Below are 19,916 nucleotides of genomic sequence, written 5' to 3' on the forward strand. Positions count from 1 at the left end.
GGCCTGGCGGGGTCTTCGGCGAGCCTCCGCGCGTTCAGCGGTGTCTCCGACGTACCTTTGGCATCATGGCCACCCGTACGCCGAAAAGCGCATCGAAGGGGCCGGCGAAGCGGTCGACCTCGTCTCGCTCGACCCCCGCCAAGCGCGGGGCCACGTCGGCGGGGCGGTCCAGGGCGAGGGGAGCCGCCGGCCGCAAGCCTTCGGTGACCCACCAGGACCCGATCAGCTGGGTCTTCACGATGATCGGCAAGCTGATAGTCGGGCTGTGGATGCTGCTCGCCAACGGCATCGGCAGCACGGCCCGCGCGCTGGGCAAGAACGCCCGCGAGCTCGATCCCGCGCACCGGCGCGACGGGGTGGGCCTGACGGTGCTCGCGGGCGCGATCGTGGTCGCGGCCATGACGTGGCGCAACTCCGACGGCGCCGTCGCCGGCGTGGTGAACGCGACCGTGCACGGCGTGTTCGGCTCGCTGGCCTGGGCGCTGCCGTTGCTGCTCGGGCTGCTGGCCTGGCGCTACCTGCGTCACCCCGACCAGAACGCCGATACCGGGCGCATGGTGATCGGCTGGGTCGCGCTGCTGGTCGGCGTGCTCGGCGTCATCCACGTGGCCAACGGCACCCCCTACCCGGCCGGCGAGGGCCAGGGCATGGACAAGGTCTCGCAGGCCGGGGGCATGATCGGGTTCATCGCAGCGGCGCCGCCGATGAGCATCCTGCCGCCGTGGATCACGATCCCGCTGCTGCTGATCCTGTCGGGGTTCGGCGTGCTGGTGATCACCGCGACTCCCGTGCACCGGATTCCGGAGCGGCTGGCCGAGCTCAGGCACATGTTGTTCGAGCGGCACGCCGATCCGGAGCCGCGGGAGCCGGGCAAGAAGCGGGTCAGGGCCGCCAAGAAGCCTCCTGAGGAGGGGGGCGAGACGGTCAAACCGTATGACACGCCCGTGCTGGCCGAGAAGGACAAGCGGGCCGACCACTCGCCCGAGATCGTGCCCGGGCTGACGGACGAGGAGGAGGCGCCCGCTCCCGAGGCCGACAGGAAGCCGGAGCCGCCGCAGCCGACACCCGCGCCGCGCAAGGTGGAGCAGCTCGTGCTGTCCCCGCAGGCTGGGCCGTACAGCCTGCCGGATCTGCAGTACCTCAAGCCGGGCAGCGTGCCCAAGCCGCAGACCAAGGCCAACACCACCGTGGTGAACGCGCTGACCAGCGTGCTGGAGCAGTTCACCATCGACGCGCAGGTGATCGGGTTCACCCGCGGGCCGACCGTGACCCGTTACGAGATCGAGATCGGCCCGGCCGTGAAGGTGGAGAAGGTCACGGCGCTCACGAAGAACATCGCGTACGCCGTTAAATCCGCTGATGTCAGGATTTTGTCGCCTATCCCGGGCAAGTCGGCTATCGGGGTGGAGATTCCGAACGCGGACAAGGATCTCGTGGCTCTGGGCGACGTGCTGCGGGCCCAGGTGGCGCAGGCCGACCACCACCCGATGATCGTGGGTCTGGGCAAGGACGTCGAGGGCCGTACCATCGTCGCGAACCTCGCCAAGATGCCCCACCTGCTCATCGCGGGCGCCACCGGCGCGGGCAAGTCGGTCTGCGTCAACGGGCTGATCACCAGCATCCTGATGCGGGCCACGCCCGACGAGGTGCGGATGGTGCTGGTGGACCCCAAGCGGGTCGAACTGAGCGGGTACGAGGGCATCCCCCACCTGATCACGCCGATCATCACGAACCCGAAGAAGGCCGCCGAGGCCCTCGAATGGGTGGTCGGCGAGATGGACCGGCGTTACGACGACCTGGCGGCGTCGGGGTTCCGGCACGTGGACGAGTTCAACAAGGCCGTGCGGGCGGGCAAGCTGCAGCCGCCGCCCGGGAGTGAGCGGGTCTACCAGCCGTACCCGTACCTGCTGGTGATCGTGGACGAGCTGGCCGACCTGATGATGGTGGCCCCGCGCGACGTCGAGGACTCGATCGTGCGCATCACGCAGCTCGCCCGTGCGGCGGGCATCCACCTGGTGATCGCCACCCAGCGGCCCAGCGTGGACGTGGTGACCGGGCTGATCAAGGCGAACGTGCCGTCCAGGCTGGCGTTCGCGGTGTCGTCGCTCACCGACTCACGGGTCATCCTCGACCAGCCGGGCGCCGACAAGCTGGTCGGTCAGGGTGACGCGCTCTTCCTGCCGATGGGCGCCAGCAAGCCCATCCGGATCCAGAACGCGTTCGTCTCCGAGAAGGAGATCGCCGAGATCGTCGCGCACTGCAAGCAGCAGATGCAGGTCGAATACCGCGAGGACGTGGCCGCCGCGCCGGTCAAGAAGGAGATCGACGAGGACATCGGCGACGATCTCGACCTGGTGATCCAGGCTGCCGAGCTGATCGTGACCACCCAGTTCGGCTCGACCTCGATGCTCCAGCGCAAGCTCCGGGTCGGGTTCGCCAAGGCCGGGCGGCTCATGGACCTGCTCGAAAGCCGCAATGTCGTCGGCCCCAGCGAAGGATCGAAGGCTCGAGAAGTGCTGGTGAAACCGGATGATCTGCCGGGATTGCTGGCCGACCTGCGTGGCGAATGACCCCAATGCGTGATTGCACGGCGGTAACTGGTTGAATATGAACCACTACGCAACGTCGTGCTGGGGGGGCGTTCGCTGTGCAGGAGCAGAGCATCGGAGCCATACTGGCCGCGGCCAGGCAGTCCGCCGGACTGACGGTCGCGCAGGTCGGTGAGGCCACCAGGATCCGTGAGGCGATCATCCAACGCATGGAACAGGATGACTACGGCCAGTGCGGTGGTCATTTCTATGCGAGGGGGCATGTCAGAGCCGTGGCCAAGGCCGTGGGGCTGGATCCCGAGGCCACGGTCCATCTTTTCGATCAGCAGCAGGGCGGTGCGCCGGTGCCGGTGCGGGCCGCGGCCGTGTTCCAGGCCGACCGCACGATCAACCTGCCGGAGAAGCGGGGTCCCAACTGGACGATGGCGCTCGGGGTGGCGCTGGCGATCGTGGTGGTCTTCGGCATGATGCGCGTGCTGGGGGGTGCGAGCGACCAGGTGCGGACCGGTGACGTGCACGCGGCGTCCGCCAGGCCGAGCGTGCCGCCCAACACGCCCATCACCGAGACGCCGAAGCCGTCGGCGTCCTCGAAGAAGGGCATGGTGACGGTCCGGATCAAGGCGAAGCGGTCGTCGTACGTGAACGTGCGCGACGCCAAGGGGCGCAAGTTGTTCTCGGGAACGCTGAAGGCGGGCAAGAGCTCCGAGTGGCAGGCCGAGGAACAGGTGAACGTGTTGCTCGCCGACGCGAGTGCCGTGTCACTGCAGGTCAACGGCAAGAAGGTGAAGCGGCTCGGCGGCCGGGGGGAGATAGTGCGGCGCTCGTTCGGGCCGCCCAAACCCAAGTCGCGGTAGTCACCTGGGGAGCCCGTGCATCGGGTGGTGGCCAACTCCCGATACCGTAGTGTTCACCATGTCATCCCGCCGAACCGCATCGCTGATAACCCTGGGCTGCGCGCGCAACGAGGTCGACTCCGAGGAGCTGGCCGCGCGACTCGAGGCTGCCGGCTGGCAGCTGGGCGACGACGACCCCGACGTCGTCGTCGTCAACACGTGTGGCTTCATCGAGTCGGCCAAGAAAGACTCCATCGACACGCTGCTGGCCGCCGCGGACTCCGGGGCGAAGGTGGTGGCCGCGGGCTGCATGGCCGAGCGCTACGGCAACGAGCTGGCGGAGGCCCTGCCGGAGGCCAGCGCGGTCATCTCGTTCGACGACTACGCCGAGATCGGCGGCCGGCTCGACGACGTGCTGGCCGGGCGGTCGCTCAAGCCGCACACGCCACGCGACCGCCGCACCTTGCTGCCCATCTCGCCGGTGGACCGTGCCAGCGCGCCCAAGACGAGCATCCCGGGCCACGGCGACCTGCCGGCGGGCCTGGCGCCCGCCAGCGGTCCGCGCGTGTTGCGCAAGCGGCTCGACGAGAGCCCGGTGGCCTCGCTCAAGCTGGCCTCGGGCTGCGACCGGCGGTGCACGTTCTGCGCCATCCCGGCCTTCCGCGGCGCCTACGTCTCGCGAGATCCCGGCGAGCTGCTGGCCGAAGCCGACTGGCTGGCCCACCGGGGCGTGCGCGAGCTCGTCCTGGTCAGCGAAAACTCCACCTCCTACGGCAAGGACCTGGGCGACCTGCGGGCGCTGGAGAAGCTGCTTCCGCAGCTCTCGGCGGTCGAGGGCATCGAGCGGGTGCGGGTCAGCTACCTGCAGCCCGCCGAGCTGCGGCCCGGGCTGATCGAGGTGATCACCGGCACCGAGGGCGTCGCCCCCTACTTCGACCTGTCCTTCCAGCACGCCAGCGGCATGGTCCTGCGCAGGATGCGCCGCTTCGGCGACCCCGAGCGTTTCCTGGGGCTGCTCCAGACCGTGCGTGAGCGCACCCCTGAGGCGGGCGTGCGCTCCAACTTCATCGTGGGCTTCCCCGGCGAGACCGAGGAGGAGTTCGGCGAGCTGGTCGGCTTCCTGGAGGAGGCCAGGCTCGACGTGATCGGCGTGTTCGGCTATTCCGACGAGGACGGCACCGAGGCGGCGCAGCTGCCGGGCAAGCTCGACCAGGACATCATCGACGAGCGTGTGCGGGTGCTCACCGAGCTGGCAGAGGAGCTGACCGCCCAGCGCGCGGAGGAGCGCATAGGCACCGAGGTGGACGTGCTGATCGACGACGACCTGGGCGACGGCGGCTATGAGGGCCGGGCCGCCCACCAGGGCCCCGAGGTCGACGGCTCCGTCACGGTGCAGGGCATCGGGCTGGTCAGAGGGCAGATCGTGCGCGCGGTGGTGGTCGACGCCGAGGGGGTCGATCTGATCGCGCGGATCAAGGCCGGTCCATGATGAGGGACGAGCGCCGCGTGGTAAGCCCGTGGAACATCGCCAACGTCCTCACGGTCCTCCGGTTGGTGCTCGTCCCCTTCTTCGTCGTCTGCCTCTTCCTGCCGGGCGCGGGCTGGCGGGTGGCCGCGCTCGCGGTGTTCGCGGTGGCCTCGATCACCGACCACCTCGACGGTGAGCTGGCCAGGCGCTACGGCCTGATCACCGATTTCGGCAAGATCGCCGATCCGATCGCGGACAAGGCCCTCACGGGTGCGGCGCTGGTGTGCCTGTCGATCCTCGGCGAGTTGCCGTGGTGGGTCACGATCGTGATCCTCGGCAGGGAGCTGGGCATCACGGCCCTCAGGTTCCTGTTGCTGAGGCACGCGGTCATCCCGGCCAGCTACGGCGGCAAGGTAAAAACTGTGTTGCAGATCGCCGCGATCGTGCTCTACCTCCTGCCCTGGGTGCCCGATCCCGTCCGGTGGGTGGTGATGGGGGCGGCGGCGGTCGTCACGGTGGGCACGGGCGCCGACTATGTCATCCGGGCGGTCAGACTGCGTAAAGTGGCCAGGCAGGCGCGCGAGGGGTGATCGATGGCGGATGTGGCCGAGGTTCTGTCGATGCTGGTGAGCCGGGCCGCCACGGTGGCGGTGGCCGAGTCGCTGACCGGTGGGCTGATCGGAGCCGCGATCACGTCGGTCTCGGGCTCGTCCAAGGCGTTCAGGGGCGGGGTGATCTCCTACGCCACCGATCTCAAGCGGGAGCTGCTGGGCGTGCCGGAGGAGCTGCTGCGGCGTGAGGGGGCCGTGCACCCCGAGGTGGCCGCGGCCATGGCAGCCGGGGTGGCGCGGCTGTGCGGGGCCACATACGGCCTGGCGGTGACGGGTGTGGCCGGGCCGGAGCCGCAGGACGGAAGACCCGTCGGCACCGTGCACGCGGCCGTTTCCGGGCCGGGCGGGCAGATTTGGGCCCGCGAATTGAGACTTCGAGGGTCGCGCGAACGTATCAGGGTAAAGACGGTGGACGAGGCAGTCGATCTACTGTCAGGTGTGCTGAAGGCGAACAAAGGGGAACATTCCGGGTGATTACCGTGTTACGTCCCGAGCGAACATGGCATGCGCGGTCTGACGCGGTGTCGGTTGATACGGGTACGGTGGAGCTGTGAGTGAGGTCCGTGAGCCAACTGCAAGCACCGATCGCCCGGCAGGCGGGCCTGATGAGTCGCGCAACGAGCCACGAGCGGCGGTCCAGGGGCGGCGACGCCCAATGATGACGGCGAGGAGCATGTACGAAGGTAAGAAGACCAATGTGCGGCACGATCCGATCGCGCGGGGCGTGGTGAAGACATCCGCGCCGGGGAGGGAGCGACAGATGATTTTGCTGCGTCAGCTGCTCGGTGACGTGCTGAGGCGGTTGCGGGTGCGGCAGGGACGCACGCTACGTGAGGTGTCCACGCTCGCGCGGGTTTCCCTGGGTTACCTGTCCGAGGTAGAGCGCGGCCAGAAGGAGGCATCCTCTGAGCTGCTCGCGTCCATTTGCGGCGCGCTCGGAGTGCCGCTTTCGCAGGTGTTGCGTGAGGTTTCCGACCAGTTCGCGCTGGCGGAGCTCCAGGCGGCTCCTGTGCTTGCCGACGTGCCGGAGCACGAGCGGCTGCCCCTTGCGGAGACGGTTCCCGGGTCGATTTCCGATTCCGTGTTCCCCGAAGTCAAGGACATGGTGGCTGCCTAACGCGGCTGGCAGTCATCACACCACAGGATCAGCCGTTCCTGCGGTTGTGCCCCCATCTCCCCGCGGCTGATGCGGGTGCTGCATCGGCGACAGGGCCTCCCCGCCCTGCCATAGACCCAGGTCTGGTTCGCCGGGCGGCGATCACCCGTGGTCACCGTGCCCGCGTGGCCCTTGTTGGCTTCCATGAGCCGCTGGGCCAATGACACGAGCCCGTTGAGATCCTCGATCTCCCCGACCTTCTTCCACGGCCAGATCCCGCGCAGAAACAGGGTCTCGGCGCGATAGATCGTGCCTATCCCCGCCAGGTTGCGCTGATCGAGCAGCGCTTCCCCGATGGTCCTGCCGGGTGCCGCTCGTAGCCTTCGTACGGCCTCGTCCGGGTCCCAGTCCGCGCCGAGCAGATCCGGCCCCAGGTGGCCGACCAGGCGGTCCTCGCCGGCGGTCCTGACGAGATCGACCATGCCGAGTCGTACCCCCACCGCCTGCCACTGTTCGTTGGCCAGGACCAGCCTGACCCGGTCGCCCGGCGCGGTGCGCCGGCCTGCGGGCATGATCTGCCAGCTCCCGTCCATCCGCAGGTGGCTGTGCACGGTCAGGTCGCCCTCGACGCGGGTGAGCAGGTGCTTGCCCCGGGAGAGCGTGGTGACGACCACGCGCCCGGTGAGGTCCGCGGTGGCGTGCTTGGGGACGCGGAAGTCCGACCTGGTGAGCACGCGCCCGTCCAGCGCGCCTCGCAGGCGGGCGGCCGTGCGGTAGACGGCGTCTCCTTCGGGCATCCCTCCAGTCTAGGAAAGCGAGCGTTCGACCGGGTTGATGACCATAATGATGATCGAGGAGTGAACCTGGCGGAAGGCTGAGCGGGGCATGCTCGAGATCACGGGTTTACGCGGGGACGACCCCGCCGAGGTGGCCGGCTACCGGCTGACGGGCCGGCGGACCTGGAGCCCGAGCCGTTCCTGCGCGTGATCGAGCCCCTGCGGGGCGTCTCGGCCGTCAGACCACGCAGGTCCTGGCGACCGGCGTGCTGGACGAGCTCGCGTGGTCGAGCAGCTCCGCGCGGCGGGCCGGGGTCTGAGGACGCTGGTGGTCCGTGTCGGCGGGCTGGGGTCAGTCCCAGGCGGCGGGGTCGGCGGCGAGCTGGCGGATGCGCTCGGGCAGCGCCCCCGTGGCGACCTGATCCAGCGTGACCTCCTCCAGGATCGACCGCTCGGTGGCCCGCAACGCGATCCACACCTGCTGCAACGACTCGGCGGGCCCCCGGTAGCCGACGTGCTCCGGGCGTTCGCCGCGTACGTTGGCCAGCGGGCCGTCCACGGCCCGGATCACGTCGGCCAGCGTGATGTCGGCAGCGGGCCTGGCCAGCACGTAACCGCCTTCTGGCCCCCGCTGCCCGCGCACGAGCCCGGCGCGGCGCATCTGCAGCAGGATGTTTTCCAGGTATTTAGGCGGCATGTCCTGTTCCTTGGCGAGCTCGCCCACGGTAGTCGGGCCTGCACCGGCGGCGGCCAGTTCGGCGGCGGCACGGAGGGCGTAGTCGACACGAGCGGAAAGGCGCATGTTCTCGATTATCCCTCCTGGTCAACACTGGTTAGGCGCAAGCTCGTCAGAAACGGGCAGGTGACCCAAATACGGCGGGTCGTCCCGGCTACGATGCCGAACGCGAATGGCCATCGGGAATCCTAGTGTTCACCTGCGGCAGCATGCAGGGCCCTGAGCGCTAAACTTCCAACAACCTTTTCGAATAACAGTGGTTCGACTGCGACGGTGGGATTCAGCGTGGAGCGACGTCCTGGTGTGCCCAGACTGCTCAGGGAGATCAATGACCGGGCCGCGCTGGACCTGCTGCTGGCAACCGGTCCCATGACTCGCGGTCAGATCGGCGATCTGACCGGCCTGTCCAAGGTCACGGCCTCGCAGACGCTGGCCAGGCTGGAGGAGCGCGGCCTGGTCGAGGTGGTCGGCGCGCAGGCCGGCGGGCGCGGCCCCAACGCGGCGCTCTACTCCGTGATCCCCTCCAGCGCGTACGTGGCCGGCCTCGAAGTCGGCCCCGAGCTGATCTCCACCGCGATCGCCGACATCCACGGCCACACGATCGCCGAGGTCACCGTCGATCCCGGCGGCCACGACGACCCGGTCTCCGTGGTGCACGGCGCGATCGTCAAGGCCTGCCGCAGCGCCAAGGTCAGCATCGCCAAGCTGCGCGGCGTCGTCATCGGCACCCCCGGCGTGGTCGATCCGCGCAGCGGCGACGTGCGCTTCTCCTTCGACCTGCCCGGCTGGCACGAGGGCATCCACGAAGCCCTGGCCGGCGACCTGCGGCGCGAGGTGACGATCGAGAACGACGTCAACCTCGCCGCCATCGCCGAGCGCGCCGACGGGGCGGCCAAGGGGATCGACGACTTCGTGTTGTTGTGGTCGAGCCGCGGCCTGGGCCTGGCGATCATGCTCGGCGGCAAGCTGCACAGAGGGCGTTCCGGCAGCGCGGGGGAGATCGGCTACCTGCCGGTGCCCGGCGTGCCGCTGCCCGAGGACATCCGCACCGAGCCGGGGCGGCTGCCGTCGCTGGCGGGCGGCCTGCAGTCGCTGGTCAGCGCCGAGGCGGTGGCCGAGCTGGCCCAGGGGTACGGCTTCGCGGCCGGCAGCGCGGGCGAGTGCGTCAAGGTCGCGGTGGCCGCGGGCGCCGCGGGTGAGCCGCTGCTCGACGAGATCGCCCACCGGCTCGCCCTGGGAGTCGCCGCGGTGTGCGTGATCCTCGACCCCGGCCTGGTGGTGCTGGCGGGGGAGGTCGGGCACGCCGGTGGCGCCGCGCTGACGTCCCGGGTGGAGGAGGCCGTGGCCCGGATCTGTCCCGTGCGTCCCCAGGTGGTCACCACGACGGTGACCGACAACAACCCGGTGCTGCGCGGCGCCGTACTGGCCGCGCTGGACCAGGCGCGCGAGGAACTCCTCGCGCCCTGAGAGGACGCGAGGAGCTCTGGAGGCCTAGGCGGTGAGCAGTTCCACGGCGGCCTGGGCGTTGGCCCTGGCGGCCCCGTACGTGGCGATGTAGGCCGCGCTGTCGGGCCGCCAGACGGGCAGTCCCATCTCGATCACCGTCGCGTCGGGGCGGGCCGCCACCAGGGCGGAGAGCAGTTCCTGGCTCGCCGGATGGCGGTGCGCGTCCTTGACCACGATGACCAGGGACCGGTTCGCGGCCTTTGCCAGCAGGCCGAGGGCGTCGGCGGCCGCGGGCTTGACCCGGATGATCTCCGCGTCCGGCAGCCACGGGCCCACACCCCACGGCACGTCGCCCACGGCGATCGTCGGCGGCGTGTCCACCTCGATCACCAGGGGCTCGACCAGGGGCTCCGTCGCTCCGATCAGCCGCACGGCGCGGCGCGCGGCGTGCAGGCCGACCCCGTTCTGCTCGGCTGGTACCTGCTCTGGAGCGCCGAACCAGGCCCGCAACGCCGCCACCCGCTCCGCCGCCTCCTCCAGCCGCTCCAGCGGCAGCCGGCCGTCACGCACCGCGGCGACGATTTCCGCGATGATGGCCTGGACGTCGTCGTAGGTGGGCACCGGGCCCAGGCACAGCAGGTCGGACCCGGCCGCGAGCGTCAGCACGGCGCCGCCGGCCAGGCCCACGCTCTTGGTGATCGCGTGCATGTCCAGCGCGTCGGTGACGACCACGCCGCCGTAACCGAGCTCGCCCCTGAGGAGCCCGGTCAGTGCGGCGCCGGACAGGGTGGCGGGCGTCTCGCCCGTCACCACCGGCACCGCGACGTGCGCGGTCATCACCGACTTGGCCCCCGCGCCGATCGCCGCGCGGAACGGCGCCAGCTCCCGCTCCCGCAGCACGTCCAGGCTCACGTCCACGACGGGGATCGCCAGGTGCGAGTCCACCCGGGTGGCGCCGTGGCCGGGGAAGTGCTTGACGCAGGCGGCCACGTTCACCGCCTGGAGGCCCTGTACGGCGGCCACCGTGTGCCTGGCGACCAGCTCCGGGTCGGTCCCGAACGACCTGGTGCCGATCACCGGGTTGTCGGCCTCGGTGTTGACGTCGGCGCTGGGCGCCATGTCCAGGTTGATGCCGCACGCGGCCAGCTCGGAGGCGATCGCGCGATAGACCCGGCGGGTCAGCTCGACGTCGTCCACCGCCCCGAGCGCGGCGTTCCCCGGGTACGGGCTGCCGACGTGGTACGCCAGCCGCGTCACGTCCCCGCCCTCCTCGTCGAGCGAGATGACGGGCTCACCGGCTCCCCGCAGCGCGGTGGTCAGGTCGCGTACCTGGCCGGGATCGGCCACGTTGAAGCCGAAGAGCGTGACGCCGCCCAGGCCGTGTTCCAGCTCCCGCAGCACCCATTCGGGCGCCGTGGTGCCCGGGAAGGCGACGAGCAGCGTGCCGGCCGCGAGACGGCGCAGCCCCCGATCACTCTGACTCATGGCTCCTCATCAGTTTTCAGGCATGGTCCAGCAGGACTTTCGCGTGTTGCGGGTGGTCAGCCCTTGACCGCGCCGGCGACCAGGCCGGAGACCATGCGGCGTTGTACGAGCAGGAAGAAGATGACGACCGGGATGGTCATCATCGTGGAGCTGGCCATGATGGCGCCCCAGTCGGTGCCCTTCTGCCCGAAGAAGTACTGCAGCGCGACGGGCATGGTGTATTTGGTCGGATCGCTGATCAGGTACAGCGACATGATCAACTCGTTCCACGCGGTGATGAACGAGAAGATGCTGGTCGCGACCAGCCCCGGGGCCACCAGGGGGAAGAGCACCTTCCAGAAGGTGGTGAAGCGGCTCGCCCCGTCGATCCAGGCCGCCTCCTCCAGCGACTTGGGCACCGCGGCGACGAACGTGCGCAACATCCAGATCCCGAACGGCAAGGTCAGAGCCACCTGGGTGACGATCAGACCGAGCAGCTGGTCGTACAGGCCCAGGCGCTTGACGCTCAGGAACAGCGGGATGACCAGCGCCTCGGCGGGGATCATCTGCACGACGAGCAGCAGCGCCAGGACGGGCACCCGGCCCCTGAACCTGAACCGGGCCACCGCCGTGGCGGAGAGCAGCGCGAAGACCGCGCCGATCAGGACCGTGCCGAGCGCGACGATGGCGCTGTTGCGCATGTAGAGCCAGATCGAGTGCCCGGCCACGCCGTCGGTGAGCACGCGCTGGACGTGCTCGAAGGTGAAGTGCGTCGGGAACGGGATGAAGTCGGTCGTGAAGATCTGGTCGTTCGCCTTGAAGGCGGTGGAGGCCATCCAGTACACGGGGAAGGTGGCCACCAGGAAGACCAGCACGCCTGCCGTGTTGAGCGCAGCCTTGCCCAGGCGCTTGCGGGCCAGCGGGTTCATCACACCTCCTCCTGCTTGAACATCTGCCGGATGTAGGCGGCGGTGACGATGAGCAGGATCACGGTCAGCACCACCGCGATGGCCGCGCCCGACCCCATCTTCGGCGGGGCCTTGAACGCTTCGGTCACCGCGTACATCGACAGGTTGTATGCCTCCCGGTTGCTCGTGCCGGCCAGCACGTAGAGCTGGGAGAAGACCTTGAAGTCCCAGATGATCGACAGCACGGTCAGCACCGCGAACACCGGCTTCAGCAGCGGGAAGGTGATCTTCCTGAACGTGCGCCACGGAGTCGACCCGTCCACCTTGGCGGCTTCGTAGAGCTCGGCGGGGATGCCCTTGAGCCCGGCGAGCACCGAGACCGCGACGAACGGGAAGCCTCCCCAGACCACGCAGATGATCAGCACCATGTAGATGGACCAGGCGTCGTTGAGCCAGGGCTCGCCGCTCCAGTCCGCCCGGCCGAACAGGGCGCTGGACAGCCAGTCGGGCAGCAGGTTGAGCGCCCAGTTGATCATGCCCGCCTCGGAGTCGAACAACCAGCGCCAGATCACGCCCTGCGCCACCGGCGGGACTGCCCAGGCGAACATGATGCCGATGATGACGAACAGCGACATCTTCTTGCCGAGCCGGTGCAGCAGGACGCCGACGGCGGTGCCGAGGATGAGCGTGAGCGGCACCGCGATCGCGGCGAACACCACCGAGTTGCGGAGGGAGGACCAGAAAATGTCGTTCTCGAGGACGTTGGTGAAGTTGTCGAGACCGACCCAGGTGGCCGGCCTGCGGCCCGAGATCTGGACGAGCCCCACCTTCTGGAAGGCGATGATCACCATCTGGATCATCGGATACAGCAGCAGGGCCGCGATGACCAGCAGACCGGGGATGAGCAGGACGTAGGGGATCGACCAGGTGGGGAGCCCGCTGGCTTTCTGCGGCGGGCGTGCGCGGCGCCGCCCCGGGGTGGAGGAGCGGCCTTCACCCCGGGGGAGCGTTGACGTGTTCGTCATAGGTCTCAGGATGCGTTGAGGATGTCTTCGAGTTCCTTGTTCGCCGCGGCCAGCGCCTCGTCCGCGGTCGCCTTGCCCTCGATGACCTTGCGGGCCGCGTTCTGCAGCACCGCCTTGGTCTCGTTGGCCTCGGTCCACTGCGGATCGGCGGGGAAGGCCTTGGCCTTGGCGAAGGCGGCCGCGAACGGCGCCTGCGCCGGGTCGCTGGACAGCGCGGCCAGTGCGTCAGGGTAGACGGGGAGCAGGCCGCCGTCGGTGGCGTACTTGACGCCCCACTGCTTGCCGGAGGCCAGCTTCACGAACTCCTTGGCCGCGTCCTTCTCCTTCGCGGTGCCCCAGACGGCGATGTCGTTGCCGCCCAGGAAGGACTGCGCCTCGCCGCCGTCCTTCGACGGGAGCGGGAAGAAGGCCAGCTTGTCACCCTTGAGCTTGCCCTTGCTGTCCTCCTCGATCCCCGGCAGGTCCCACGACGCGGTGAGGTACATGCCCACCTTGTTGTTGGCCATCCTGGTGCGGATCTCGGTGGTGTTCTGGTTGAGCCGCGACTTGCTGGACAGGCCGTCGGTGACCAGGCCGGTGTACTGCGCGAAGCCGGCCTTGAAGCCGGGGTCCGTCAGCTTGCCGACCCACTTGTCGCCCTCCTTGACCGCGTAGTCGCCGCCGGCGGTCCAGGCGAGGGCGCCGAGCAGGTGGTTGGCGTCGGAGCCGCCGTTGAAGGCGAAGCCGTCGACGTCCTTGCCCTTCTCGGTCTGGATCTTCTTGGCGGCGGCCAGGAGCTCGTCCCAGGTCTTGGGGATCTCGATCTTTAGGTCCTTGAACCAGTCGGCGCGGTAGAGCACCGCCCGGCTGCCGCCGCCCCACGGCACGGCGTACGTGTCGCCGTCGATGGTCTCCAGGCCCATCAGGTTCTTGGGGATCTGGGCCTGGTCGCCGCCCGCGACGATGTCGGTGATCGGCTCCAGGGCCTCCTGGCTCTGCCACAGCGGGACCTGGTCGTTGCCGATCTCGGTCACGTCCGGGCCCACGCCGCCCGCTGCCGCGGCCGTGAACTTGTCGTTGACCTGCGGCCACGGGATCCACTCGACGGTCACCTTGGCGCCGGTCTGCTTCTCGAACTCGGCGATCAGTTCGTCGGTGTACTTCTGCGCGGCCGGGTTGCTGTCGCCGAGGCGCCAGAAGGTCAGCGTCTTGCCCGCGTACTTGGGGCCGCTGGCGGAGGCGGCCGCGCTGGGTGAGGACGTGGCGGGTTCTTGACTGGACCCACAGGCGGCCAGGCCCAGGGCCAGTGCGGCCGTGGTGACCGTTGTGGCTGTGATCTTCGCGATCCTCACAGGGTTCTCCCTTCCCGGGTGCTGGCCTACAGTCCGCACCAGGCTGATCGTCAATGCCGAACGATGCTGCTAAACTAACAAGAAACTTTCTTAAAAAAAACGCTTGTTAGCCGATCGTGACGAGAGGGGCGCGCCGATGAGCCGAGACCCGGGAACCCCGCGGTTGCTGCGTCGGCTGAACGATCGTGCGGCACTCGAGCTTCTCCTCGGAGACGGCCCTCTCACCCGTGCGGAGCTCGGCGAGCGGACCGGGCTCTCCAAGGTAACCGCAGGTCAGCTGCTCGCTCGACTGGAGGAGCGAGGGCTGGTGGAGGTCGCGGGAGAGCGCGCGGGCGGCAGGGGGCCGCACGCCGCCTTGTACGCCGTGGTCCCCTCCAGCGCGTACGTCGCCGGCCTCGAGGTCCTGCCCGACAGCCTCAAGGTCGGTGTGGCGGACATCACAGGACGAATCGTCGTCGAGATCACCCTCAACCCTTCCGACGGCCGCGACCCGGTCAAAGCGGTCCACGCGGCCGTGCAGCGCGCTTGCGACTCGGCCAACGTCAGCCTGTCCCGGTTGCGCGCGTTCGTCATCGGCACCAGGGGCGTGGTCGACCCGGCCAGCGGCGACGTGCGCTGGTCGTACGACCTGCCGGCCTGGCACGTCGGCGTGCTGGCCAGCCTGCGCGAGACCCTCGGCACCTCCGTGACCATCGAGAACGACGTCAACCTGGTCGCGCTCGCCGAGCACCGATACGGCGCGGCCGTCGGTTACGACGACTTCGTGGTCATCTGGGCGGGCGTCGGCCAGGGCCTCGGCGTCATGCTGGGCGGCAAGCTGCACCGGGGCATCTCCGGGGGAGCGGGCGAGATCGGCTGGTTGCCGGTCCCGGGCGAGCCGCTGCCCGCGGACGTCTCGCAGCCGCAGTCGGGCTCGTTCCAGCGCCTGGTGGGCCACGACGCGCTGCGCGGCCTGGCCCGGCAGCACGGCGTGCACGGCAGCACGGTGCCCGACCTGGTACGCGGCGGCGACGAAGGCTATCTGGACGCGCTCGCGAGCCGGCTGGCCGTGGGCGCGGCGGCGGTGACCGTGGTGCTCGATCCCGGGCTGATCGTGCTCAGCGGCGACATCGGCCGGGCCGGAGGCGAGCGGCTGGCCGCCAAGGTCCAGGAGGCGGTGGCCCGGGTGTGCCCCAGCCAGCCCACGGTGGTCACGACCAAGGTGGCGGGCAACCCGGTGCTGCGCGGCGCCCTGGTCGCGGCTCTGGAACAGGCCCGGGAACAGGTCTTCTCGGACACTGTGTGAGAATCTCTGCCCATGTGGCACACCCCTGACGATGTCGTGCTCATCTCCGATCCCCGAGTGACCGAGATCCCCGTGCGGGAGTGCGCCGAGCCGCTGGCCGACGTACGCGGGCGGTTGCGCGTGGACAAGCGCCTGGCCGACCCGGAGGGCGCGTACGCACACCTGCGCTCGGGCCTGCTCGACCGCCTGGAGCAAGCCGAACGCCAGCTGCCCGACGGCTACCACCTGCTGATCGTCGAGGGCTACCGCCCGATCACCACGCAACGCCGGATCTTCGACGGGTACCGGGCGCAGCTCCAAGCGACATTCCCCGAAATGTCGCCCGATGAGGCATATATCGCTGCAAGTCGGTACGTGTCCCCCGTCGACGTCGCCCCCCACACCGCCGGCGCCGCCGTGGACCTGACCCTGTGCGCCCCCGACGGCACCGAATACGACATGGGCACCCAGATCAACGACAACCCGGAGCAGAGCGACGGCGCCTGCTACACGGCCGCCCCCGCCATCTCGGCCGACGCCCGCGCCAACCGCAAGCTCCTGGCCGCCGCCCTGGAGCCGGTCGGCCTGGTCAACTACCCGACCGAGTGGTGGCACTGGTCGTACGGCGACCGCTACTGGGCCATGACCACGCAGACCCCGCACGCTCTCTACGGCCCCATGGAATTCGCGGCCTGACACCCGCTTGTCGGGAGAGTTTTCCGCCGGGTGTGGTAAGGGCACAACCTCGTACGGAGACTCTCCCCAGCGAGGTGTGCGCATGGTTCCGTTGATCGGGATCGAAGAGGAATACCTCGTCGTCGATCCCCGCACCCGCCACGTGGCTCCCCGGGCGGCCGAGGTCCTGGCCGCCGCGACGGATGTGCTGGACGTGGTGCAAGAAATCACCAGATTCCAGGTGGAGGCCCGCACGCCGCCCTCCGCCGACCTCAGCGAGCTGGGCTCGCAGCTGCGTACCGCGCGCAAGGAGGTGGCGGGCGCGGCCCGCTCGTGCGGGCTGGCCGTGGTCGCGAGCGGCATCCCCGTGCTGGGGGACGTCGTGTCGCCGCCGCTCACCGACGACGCCCGCTACGAGCAGGGCCGGGTGCTCTACCGCGCGTTGCAGGACGAGATCAGCATCTGCGCCCTGCACGTGCACGTGGACGTGCCCGACGAGGAGCACGCCGTCTACGTCGGCAACCACCTGCGCCCCTGGTTGCCCACGCTGATCGCGCTGGCCGCCAACTCGCCGTTCTTCGTCGGCCGCGACACCGGCTACGCGTCCTGGCGGGTGATCAGCTGGGGCCGCTGGCCGGTCTCGGGCGCGCCCCCGTACTTCCCGTCGTTCGGCGACTACGAGCTGGCGCTGCGCGCGCTGACGGAGTCGGGCGCGCTGCTCGACCCCAAGACCGTCTACTGGGACACCCGCCCGTCGCCCCGGCTGCCCACCGTGGAGATCAGGGTGGCCGACGTGCCGCTCGACGTGAGCGACAGCCTCACCCTGATCGGGCTCATCCGCGCGCTGGTCGTGACCGCGCTGGCCGCCGTCAGGCGCGGCGACCGGGGGTTGCCGGTCCCGTCGGAGGTGCTGCGCGCCGCCTACTGGCGCGCCGCCCGCGACGGGCTGCTGGGCGACAGCCTGGACCTGCGGCACGGCACGCTCGTGCCGGCGCCGGTGATGGCGCGCCGCCTCCTGGAGCACGTACGCCCGGCGCTGGCGGAGGCGGGCGACCTGACGTTCATCCAGGAGGGGCTGGACCGGCTGCTGGACAAGGGTTCGGGAGCCATGCGCCAGCGTCGGGTGCACGCCAGGGGCAACGACCTGGCCGAGGTGGTGGACGACCTCATCGAGGCCACGGTGGCTTGATTTCGGCGCCTAGTGCAACGCGAGCGCGGCGGCCACGCCGAGGCCGAACGCGACGACGACGCCGCGCAGCACCTTCGGCGGCATCAGCCGGGCCAGCCGGGTGCCGAGGAACCCGCCCACCAGGCTGGCCGGCGCGACCACGATCACGGCCTGCCACTGGACGGGGCCGTACAGGGAGAAGGCGACGACCGAGACCGAGCTGATGACCAGCGCGAGCGTGGCCCGCACGGCGTTGACGCGGTGCAGGTCGTCGTGCAGGAACATGCCGAGCACGGTCAGCAGCAGCACGCCCATCCCGCCGTTGAAGTAGGCGCCGTAGCAGCCGCCGAGGAACACCCCGGCGTACACCAACCTGCTCGGCGGACCGTCGGCCGGGCCGCCGAAGCGCTTGCGCAACCACGGTTGGGCCAGCAGCGCCAGGCTGGCGAACGCCACCAGCCACGGCACGATCGACTCGAACACCCGGCCCGGCGTGAGCAGCAACAACGCGCTGCCCGCGACCGCCCCCAGCACGGAGGTGAGCGCTAACATCGTCGCCCGGCGCCGCTGGCCGCGCAGCTCGGCCCGGTAGCCGAGCACGCCGCCCAGGTAGCCGGGCCACAGCGCCACGGCGTTCGTCACGGACGCGGTCAGGCTGGGGTAGCCGAGCGCCAGCAGGGCGGGGAAGGAGATGAGCGTGCCGCCGCCGGCCAGGGCGTTGACCACCCCGGCCAGCAGACCGGCCCCTACCAGGAAGAAGAGGTCGGCGAGGGTCATCGGCCGACCGCGTACCCCTGAGCGCCGCGTGGGTTGGCGGCGGCCTTGAGGAAGGCGCCGTCACGGGCCACCGCGCTGAGCCTGCCGAGCGTCCAGGAGTCCTGGGCCTCGACCTCGTGGCCGCGCCGCCGCAACTCGGCGAGCACGCCCGGGTCCACCCGGTCCTCGACGTGCAGGACGCCGGGGCGGGAGCCGCGCGGGAAGAAGGAGCTGGGGAAGTGCTCGGAGTGGAACATGGGGGCGTCGATGGCCTCCTGCAGGTTCGGCTTGCCGTGGACGACGGACAGGAAGAAGTTCAGGCTCCATTGGTCCTGCTGGTCGCCGCCCGGGGTGCCGAACGCCAGCCACGGCTTGCCGTCCCTGAGCGCGAACGACGGCGACAGCGTGGTGCGCGGGCGCGTCCCCGGCCGCAGCGAGGCGGGCAGGCCCTCCTGCAGCCAGAACATCTGCGCCCGCGTGCCCAGGCAGAAGCCCAGCTCGGGGATGGTGGGGGAGCTCTGCAGCCAGCCGCCGCTGGGGGTGGCGGAGACCATGTTGCCGTGCCGGTCCACCACGTCGACGTGGCAGGTGTCGCCCTTCACGATGCCGTTGCGTTCCACGGTCGGCTCGCCGACGCCCTGCGGGCGGCGGGCGCCCGAGAGGCCGGGGGCGTTGCTGGCCGTGCCGGGGGCGGGGAAGTCGGGCAGCCTGGGCTGGCGACCGCCGGGTGCGCCGGGCCGCAGCTCGAAGCTGGCCTCGGGGCCGACCAGCCGTCGCCGCTCGGCGTTGTACGCCGCGCTGAGCAGGTCGGACATGGGAACGTCGGTGTCGCCGTACCAGGCCTCGCGGTCGGCGAAGGCGAGCTTGGCGGCCTCGGTCACGGTGTGGATGTAGTCGGCGCTGAGGTGCCCCATCGCGTCCAGGTCGAACCCGTCGAGCAGCGCGAGCTGCTGCAGGAACACCGGCCCCTGCCCCCAGGGCCCCGTCTTGGCCACGGTGTGCCCGCGGTAGTCGAAGGTCACCGGCTCCTCGACCGAGGCCGACCAGCCGGCCAGGTCGTCGCCGGTGAGCAGGCCGCCGTGCACCTCGCCCGAGCTGTCCCGCCAGGCCGTCTTGGCGCTGAACTCGGCGATCGCCTCGGCGACGAAGCCCTCGTACCAGGCCTTCCTGGCGGCTTCGAGTTGTCCCTCGCGGGTGCTCGACGCCGCCTCGGCCTCGGCGACGAGCCGCCGGTAGGTGGCGGCGAGCACCGGGTTGGCCAGCTGCGACCCCGGCGCGGGCACGTGCCCGTCCGGCAGCCAGGTCGCCGCCGACGTGGGCCAGTCATTGGTGAACAATCCTTCGACCGACGCGATCGTGGCGGAGATCCGCTCCAGGGCCGGCACTCCGTGCTCGGCGTAGTGGATCGCGGGCGCCAGCACGTCGGCCAGCGACCAGGTGCCCCAGCGCTCCAGCATGAGCATCCAGCCGCCGAACGCCCCCGGCACGGTCGCCGCCAGCAGCCCCGTGCCGGGCACGACGTCCAGGCCCAGCTCGGCGAACCGCTCGATGGTGGCCGCGGCAGGGGCCACGCCCTGCCCGGACACCACGGACACCTGCTGCTCGGCCTCGCTCCACAACAGGATCGGCACCTCCCCGCCGGGGCCGTTCAGGTGCGGCTCGGCGACCTGCAGCACGAACCCGGCGGCCACCGCCGCGTCGAAGGCGTTCCCGCCGCGTTCCAGCACGCCCATGCCGGTGGCCGAGGCCAGCCAGTGCGTGCTGGCGACCATGCCGAAGTCGCCTGTGAGCTCGGGCCTGGTGGTGAACA

Annotated in this window: 18 protein-coding genes; 10 read left to right on the forward strand and 8 right to left on the reverse strand. The window is 70.2% G+C overall.

The window, feature by feature from the left end; all coding sequences use genetic code 11:
• Positions 1 to 65 precede the first annotated feature (65 nt).
• The 6 genes from ACFLIM_RS03965 (at position 66) to ACFLIM_RS03990 (ending at position 6,578) form a co-directional block, all read left to right on the forward strand.
• Positions 66 to 2,570, forward strand: a complete 2,505-nt coding sequence (locus ACFLIM_RS03965; protein WP_393161970.1) for a DNA translocase FtsK — start codon at positions 66 to 68, stop codon at positions 2,568 to 2,570.
• 77 nt (positions 2,571 to 2,647) lie between these two features.
• On the forward strand, positions 2,648 to 3,403 hold the full coding sequence (locus tag ACFLIM_RS03970; RefSeq protein ID WP_393161972.1) for a helix-turn-helix domain-containing protein: 756 nt from the start codon (positions 2,648 to 2,650) through the stop codon (positions 3,401 to 3,403).
• Between the two features lie 58 nt (positions 3,404 to 3,461).
• Positions 3,462 to 4,871, forward strand: a complete 1,410-nt coding sequence (rimO, locus tag ACFLIM_RS03975; RefSeq protein ID WP_393161974.1) for a 30S ribosomal protein S12 methylthiotransferase RimO — start codon at positions 3,462 to 3,464, stop codon at positions 4,869 to 4,871.
• The gene (gene pgsA / locus ACFLIM_RS03980; RefSeq protein ID WP_393161976.1) at positions 4,868 to 5,440 is read left to right on the forward strand and encodes a CDP-diacylglycerol--glycerol-3-phosphate 3-phosphatidyltransferase; all 573 of its coding nucleotides are present in this window, start codon (positions 4,868 to 4,870) and stop codon (positions 5,438 to 5,440) included. Before rimO ends, pgsA begins: the two co-directional genes overlap by 4 nt.
• Before the next feature lie 3 nt (positions 5,441 to 5,443).
• The gene (locus ACFLIM_RS03985) at positions 5,444 to 5,935 is read left to right on the forward strand and encodes a CinA family protein (protein ID WP_393161978.1); all 492 of its coding nucleotides are present in this window, start codon (positions 5,444 to 5,446) and stop codon (positions 5,933 to 5,935) included.
• Positions 5,936 to 6,221: 286 nt separating this feature from the next.
• Complete coding sequence (locus ACFLIM_RS03990) at positions 6,222 to 6,578, forward strand: helix-turn-helix domain-containing protein (RefSeq protein ID WP_091084154.1); 357 nt, start codon at positions 6,222 to 6,224, stop codon at positions 6,576 to 6,578.
• Here the strand turns inward: ACFLIM_RS03990 and ACFLIM_RS03995 are convergent.
• Both ACFLIM_RS03995 and ACFLIM_RS04000 read right to left on the reverse strand, forming a co-directional pair.
• Positions 6,575 to 7,354 (reverse strand): DNA-formamidopyrimidine glycosylase family protein, encoded by a 780-nt coding sequence (locus ACFLIM_RS03995; protein WP_393161980.1) that lies wholly within the window; start codon positions 7,352 to 7,354, stop codon positions 6,575 to 6,577. The two genes, ACFLIM_RS03990 and ACFLIM_RS03995, sit on opposite strands and share 4 nt — an antisense overlap.
• A gap of 331 nt (positions 7,355 to 7,685) precedes the next feature.
• A complete protein-coding gene (locus ACFLIM_RS04000) occupies positions 7,686 to 8,135 on the reverse strand; it encodes an RrF2 family transcriptional regulator (RefSeq protein WP_393161982.1) in 450 nt (149 codons plus the stop codon).
• 219 nt (positions 8,136 to 8,354) lie between these two features.
• On the opposite strand from ACFLIM_RS04000, the gene ACFLIM_RS04005 reads away from it, so the two are divergent.
• On the forward strand, positions 8,355 to 9,536 hold the full coding sequence (locus ACFLIM_RS04005; protein WP_393161983.1) for an ROK family transcriptional regulator: 1,182 nt from the start codon (positions 8,355 to 8,357) through the stop codon (positions 9,534 to 9,536).
• 24 nt (positions 9,537 to 9,560) lie between these two features.
• On the opposite strand, the gene ACFLIM_RS04010 is transcribed toward ACFLIM_RS04005, so the two are convergent.
• Genes ACFLIM_RS04010 through ACFLIM_RS04025 form a run of 4 tightly spaced genes read right to left on the reverse strand, consistent with a single transcriptional unit; the run spans position 9,561 to position 14,243 of the window.
• Entirely contained in the window at positions 9,561 to 11,000 is a 1,440-nt protein-coding gene (locus ACFLIM_RS04010; RefSeq protein WP_393161985.1) for a glycoside hydrolase family 3 protein, read from the reverse strand.
• 56 nt (positions 11,001 to 11,056) lie between these two features.
• Positions 11,057 to 11,908: a carbohydrate ABC transporter permease gene (locus ACFLIM_RS04015; RefSeq protein ID WP_393161987.1), complete on the reverse strand. Its 852-nt coding sequence runs from the start codon at positions 11,906 to 11,908 to the stop codon at positions 11,057 to 11,059.
• Positions 11,908 to 12,912: a carbohydrate ABC transporter permease gene (locus ACFLIM_RS04020; RefSeq protein WP_393161989.1), complete on the reverse strand. Its 1,005-nt coding sequence runs from the start codon at positions 12,910 to 12,912 to the stop codon at positions 11,908 to 11,910. Before ACFLIM_RS04020 ends, ACFLIM_RS04015 begins: the two co-directional genes overlap by 1 nt.
• A gap of 5 nt (positions 12,913 to 12,917) precedes the next feature.
• A complete protein-coding gene (locus ACFLIM_RS04025) occupies positions 12,918 to 14,243 on the reverse strand; it encodes an extracellular solute-binding protein (protein ID WP_393161991.1) in 1,326 nt (441 codons plus the stop codon).
• A gap of 136 nt (positions 14,244 to 14,379) precedes the next feature.
• On the opposite strand from ACFLIM_RS04025, the gene ACFLIM_RS04030 reads away from it, so the two are divergent.
• The 3 genes from ACFLIM_RS04030 to ACFLIM_RS04040 all read left to right on the forward strand — a co-directional run bounded on the left by ACFLIM_RS04030 (position 14,380) and on the right by ACFLIM_RS04040 (position 17,371).
• Positions 14,380 to 15,528: an ROK family transcriptional regulator gene (locus ACFLIM_RS04030; protein ID WP_393161993.1), complete on the forward strand. Its 1,149-nt coding sequence runs from the start codon at positions 14,380 to 14,382 to the stop codon at positions 15,526 to 15,528.
• Positions 15,529 to 15,540: 12 nt separating this feature from the next.
• Complete coding sequence (locus ACFLIM_RS04035; protein WP_393161995.1) at positions 15,541 to 16,203, forward strand: M15 family metallopeptidase; 663 nt, start codon at positions 15,541 to 15,543, stop codon at positions 16,201 to 16,203.
• 82 nt (positions 16,204 to 16,285) lie between these two features.
• On the forward strand, positions 16,286 to 17,371 hold the full coding sequence (locus tag ACFLIM_RS04040) for a carboxylate-amine ligase (protein WP_393161997.1): 1,086 nt from the start codon (positions 16,286 to 16,288) through the stop codon (positions 17,369 to 17,371).
• A 9-nt stretch (positions 17,372 to 17,380) separates the two neighbouring features.
• On the opposite strand, the gene ACFLIM_RS04045 is transcribed toward ACFLIM_RS04040, so the two are convergent.
• Positions 17,381 to 18,127 carry a sulfite exporter TauE/SafE family protein gene (locus ACFLIM_RS04045; RefSeq protein WP_393161999.1) on the reverse strand — a complete coding sequence of 249 codons (747 nt, stop codon included), beginning with the start codon at positions 18,125 to 18,127 and terminating at the stop codon, positions 17,381 to 17,383.
• Positions 18,124 to 19,878, reverse strand: coding sequence for a gamma-glutamyltransferase family protein (locus tag ACFLIM_RS04050; RefSeq protein WP_449291462.1), 1,755 nt, complete (start codon positions 19,876 to 19,878; stop codon positions 18,124 to 18,126). The genes ACFLIM_RS04045 and ACFLIM_RS04050 overlap by 4 nt, the downstream gene beginning before the upstream one ends.
• Positions 19,879 to 19,916: the final 38 nt, after the last annotated feature.

Origin of the sequence: Nonomuraea marmarensis (assembly GCF_043197025.1) — a bacterium.
GTDB lineage: Bacteria > Actinomycetota > Actinomycetes > Streptosporangiales > Streptosporangiaceae > Nonomuraea > Nonomuraea marmarensis.

Bases quoted from the DNA above. Each gene is read 5' to 3' on its own strand.
- ACFLIM_RS04000 (WP_393161982.1), bottom strand. From the start codon at position 8,135: ATGCGCCTTTCCGCTCGTGTCGACTACGCCCTCCGTGCCGCCGCCGAA.
- ACFLIM_RS03985 (WP_393161978.1), top strand. From the start codon at position 5,444: ATGGCGGATGTGGCCGAGGTTCTGTCGATGCTGGTGAGCCGGGCCGCC.
- pgsA (WP_393161976.1), top strand. From the start codon at position 4,868: ATGATGAGGGACGAGCGCCGCGTGGTAAGCCCGTGGAACATCGCCAAC.
- ACFLIM_RS04045 (WP_393161999.1), bottom strand. From the start codon at position 18,127: ATGACCCTCGCCGACCTCTTCTTCCTGGTAGGGGCCGGTCTGCTGGCC.
- ACFLIM_RS04020 (WP_393161989.1), bottom strand. From the start codon at position 12,912: ATGACGAACACGTCAACGCTCCCCCGGGGTGAAGGCCGCTCCTCCACC.
- ACFLIM_RS04030 (WP_393161993.1), top strand. From the start codon at position 14,380: ATGAGCCGAGACCCGGGAACCCCGCGGTTGCTGCGTCGGCTGAACGAT.
- ACFLIM_RS03990 (WP_091084154.1), top strand. From the start codon at position 6,222: ATGATTTTGCTGCGTCAGCTGCTCGGTGACGTGCTGAGGCGGTTGCGG.
- ACFLIM_RS03965 (WP_393161970.1), top strand. From the start codon at position 66: ATGGCCACCCGTACGCCGAAAAGCGCATCGAAGGGGCCGGCGAAGCGG.
- ACFLIM_RS04010 (WP_393161985.1), bottom strand. From the start codon at position 11,000: ATGAGTCAGAGTGATCGGGGGCTGCGCCGTCTCGCGGCCGGCACGCTG.
- rimO (WP_393161974.1), top strand. From the start codon at position 3,462: ATGTCATCCCGCCGAACCGCATCGCTGATAACCCTGGGCTGCGCGCGC.
- ACFLIM_RS04040 (WP_393161997.1), top strand. From the start codon at position 16,286: ATGGTTCCGTTGATCGGGATCGAAGAGGAATACCTCGTCGTCGATCCC.
- ACFLIM_RS04035 (WP_393161995.1), top strand. From the start codon at position 15,541: ATGTGGCACACCCCTGACGATGTCGTGCTCATCTCCGATCCCCGAGTG.
- ACFLIM_RS04015 (WP_393161987.1), bottom strand. From the start codon at position 11,908: ATGAACCCGCTGGCCCGCAAGCGCCTGGGCAAGGCTGCGCTCAACACG.
- ACFLIM_RS03995 (WP_393161980.1), bottom strand. From the start codon at position 7,354: ATGCCCGAAGGAGACGCCGTCTACCGCACGGCCGCCCGCCTGCGAGGC.
- ACFLIM_RS04050 (WP_449291462.1), bottom strand. From the start codon at position 19,878: ATGGTCGCCAGCACGCACTGGCTGGCCTCGGCCACCGGCATGGGCGTG.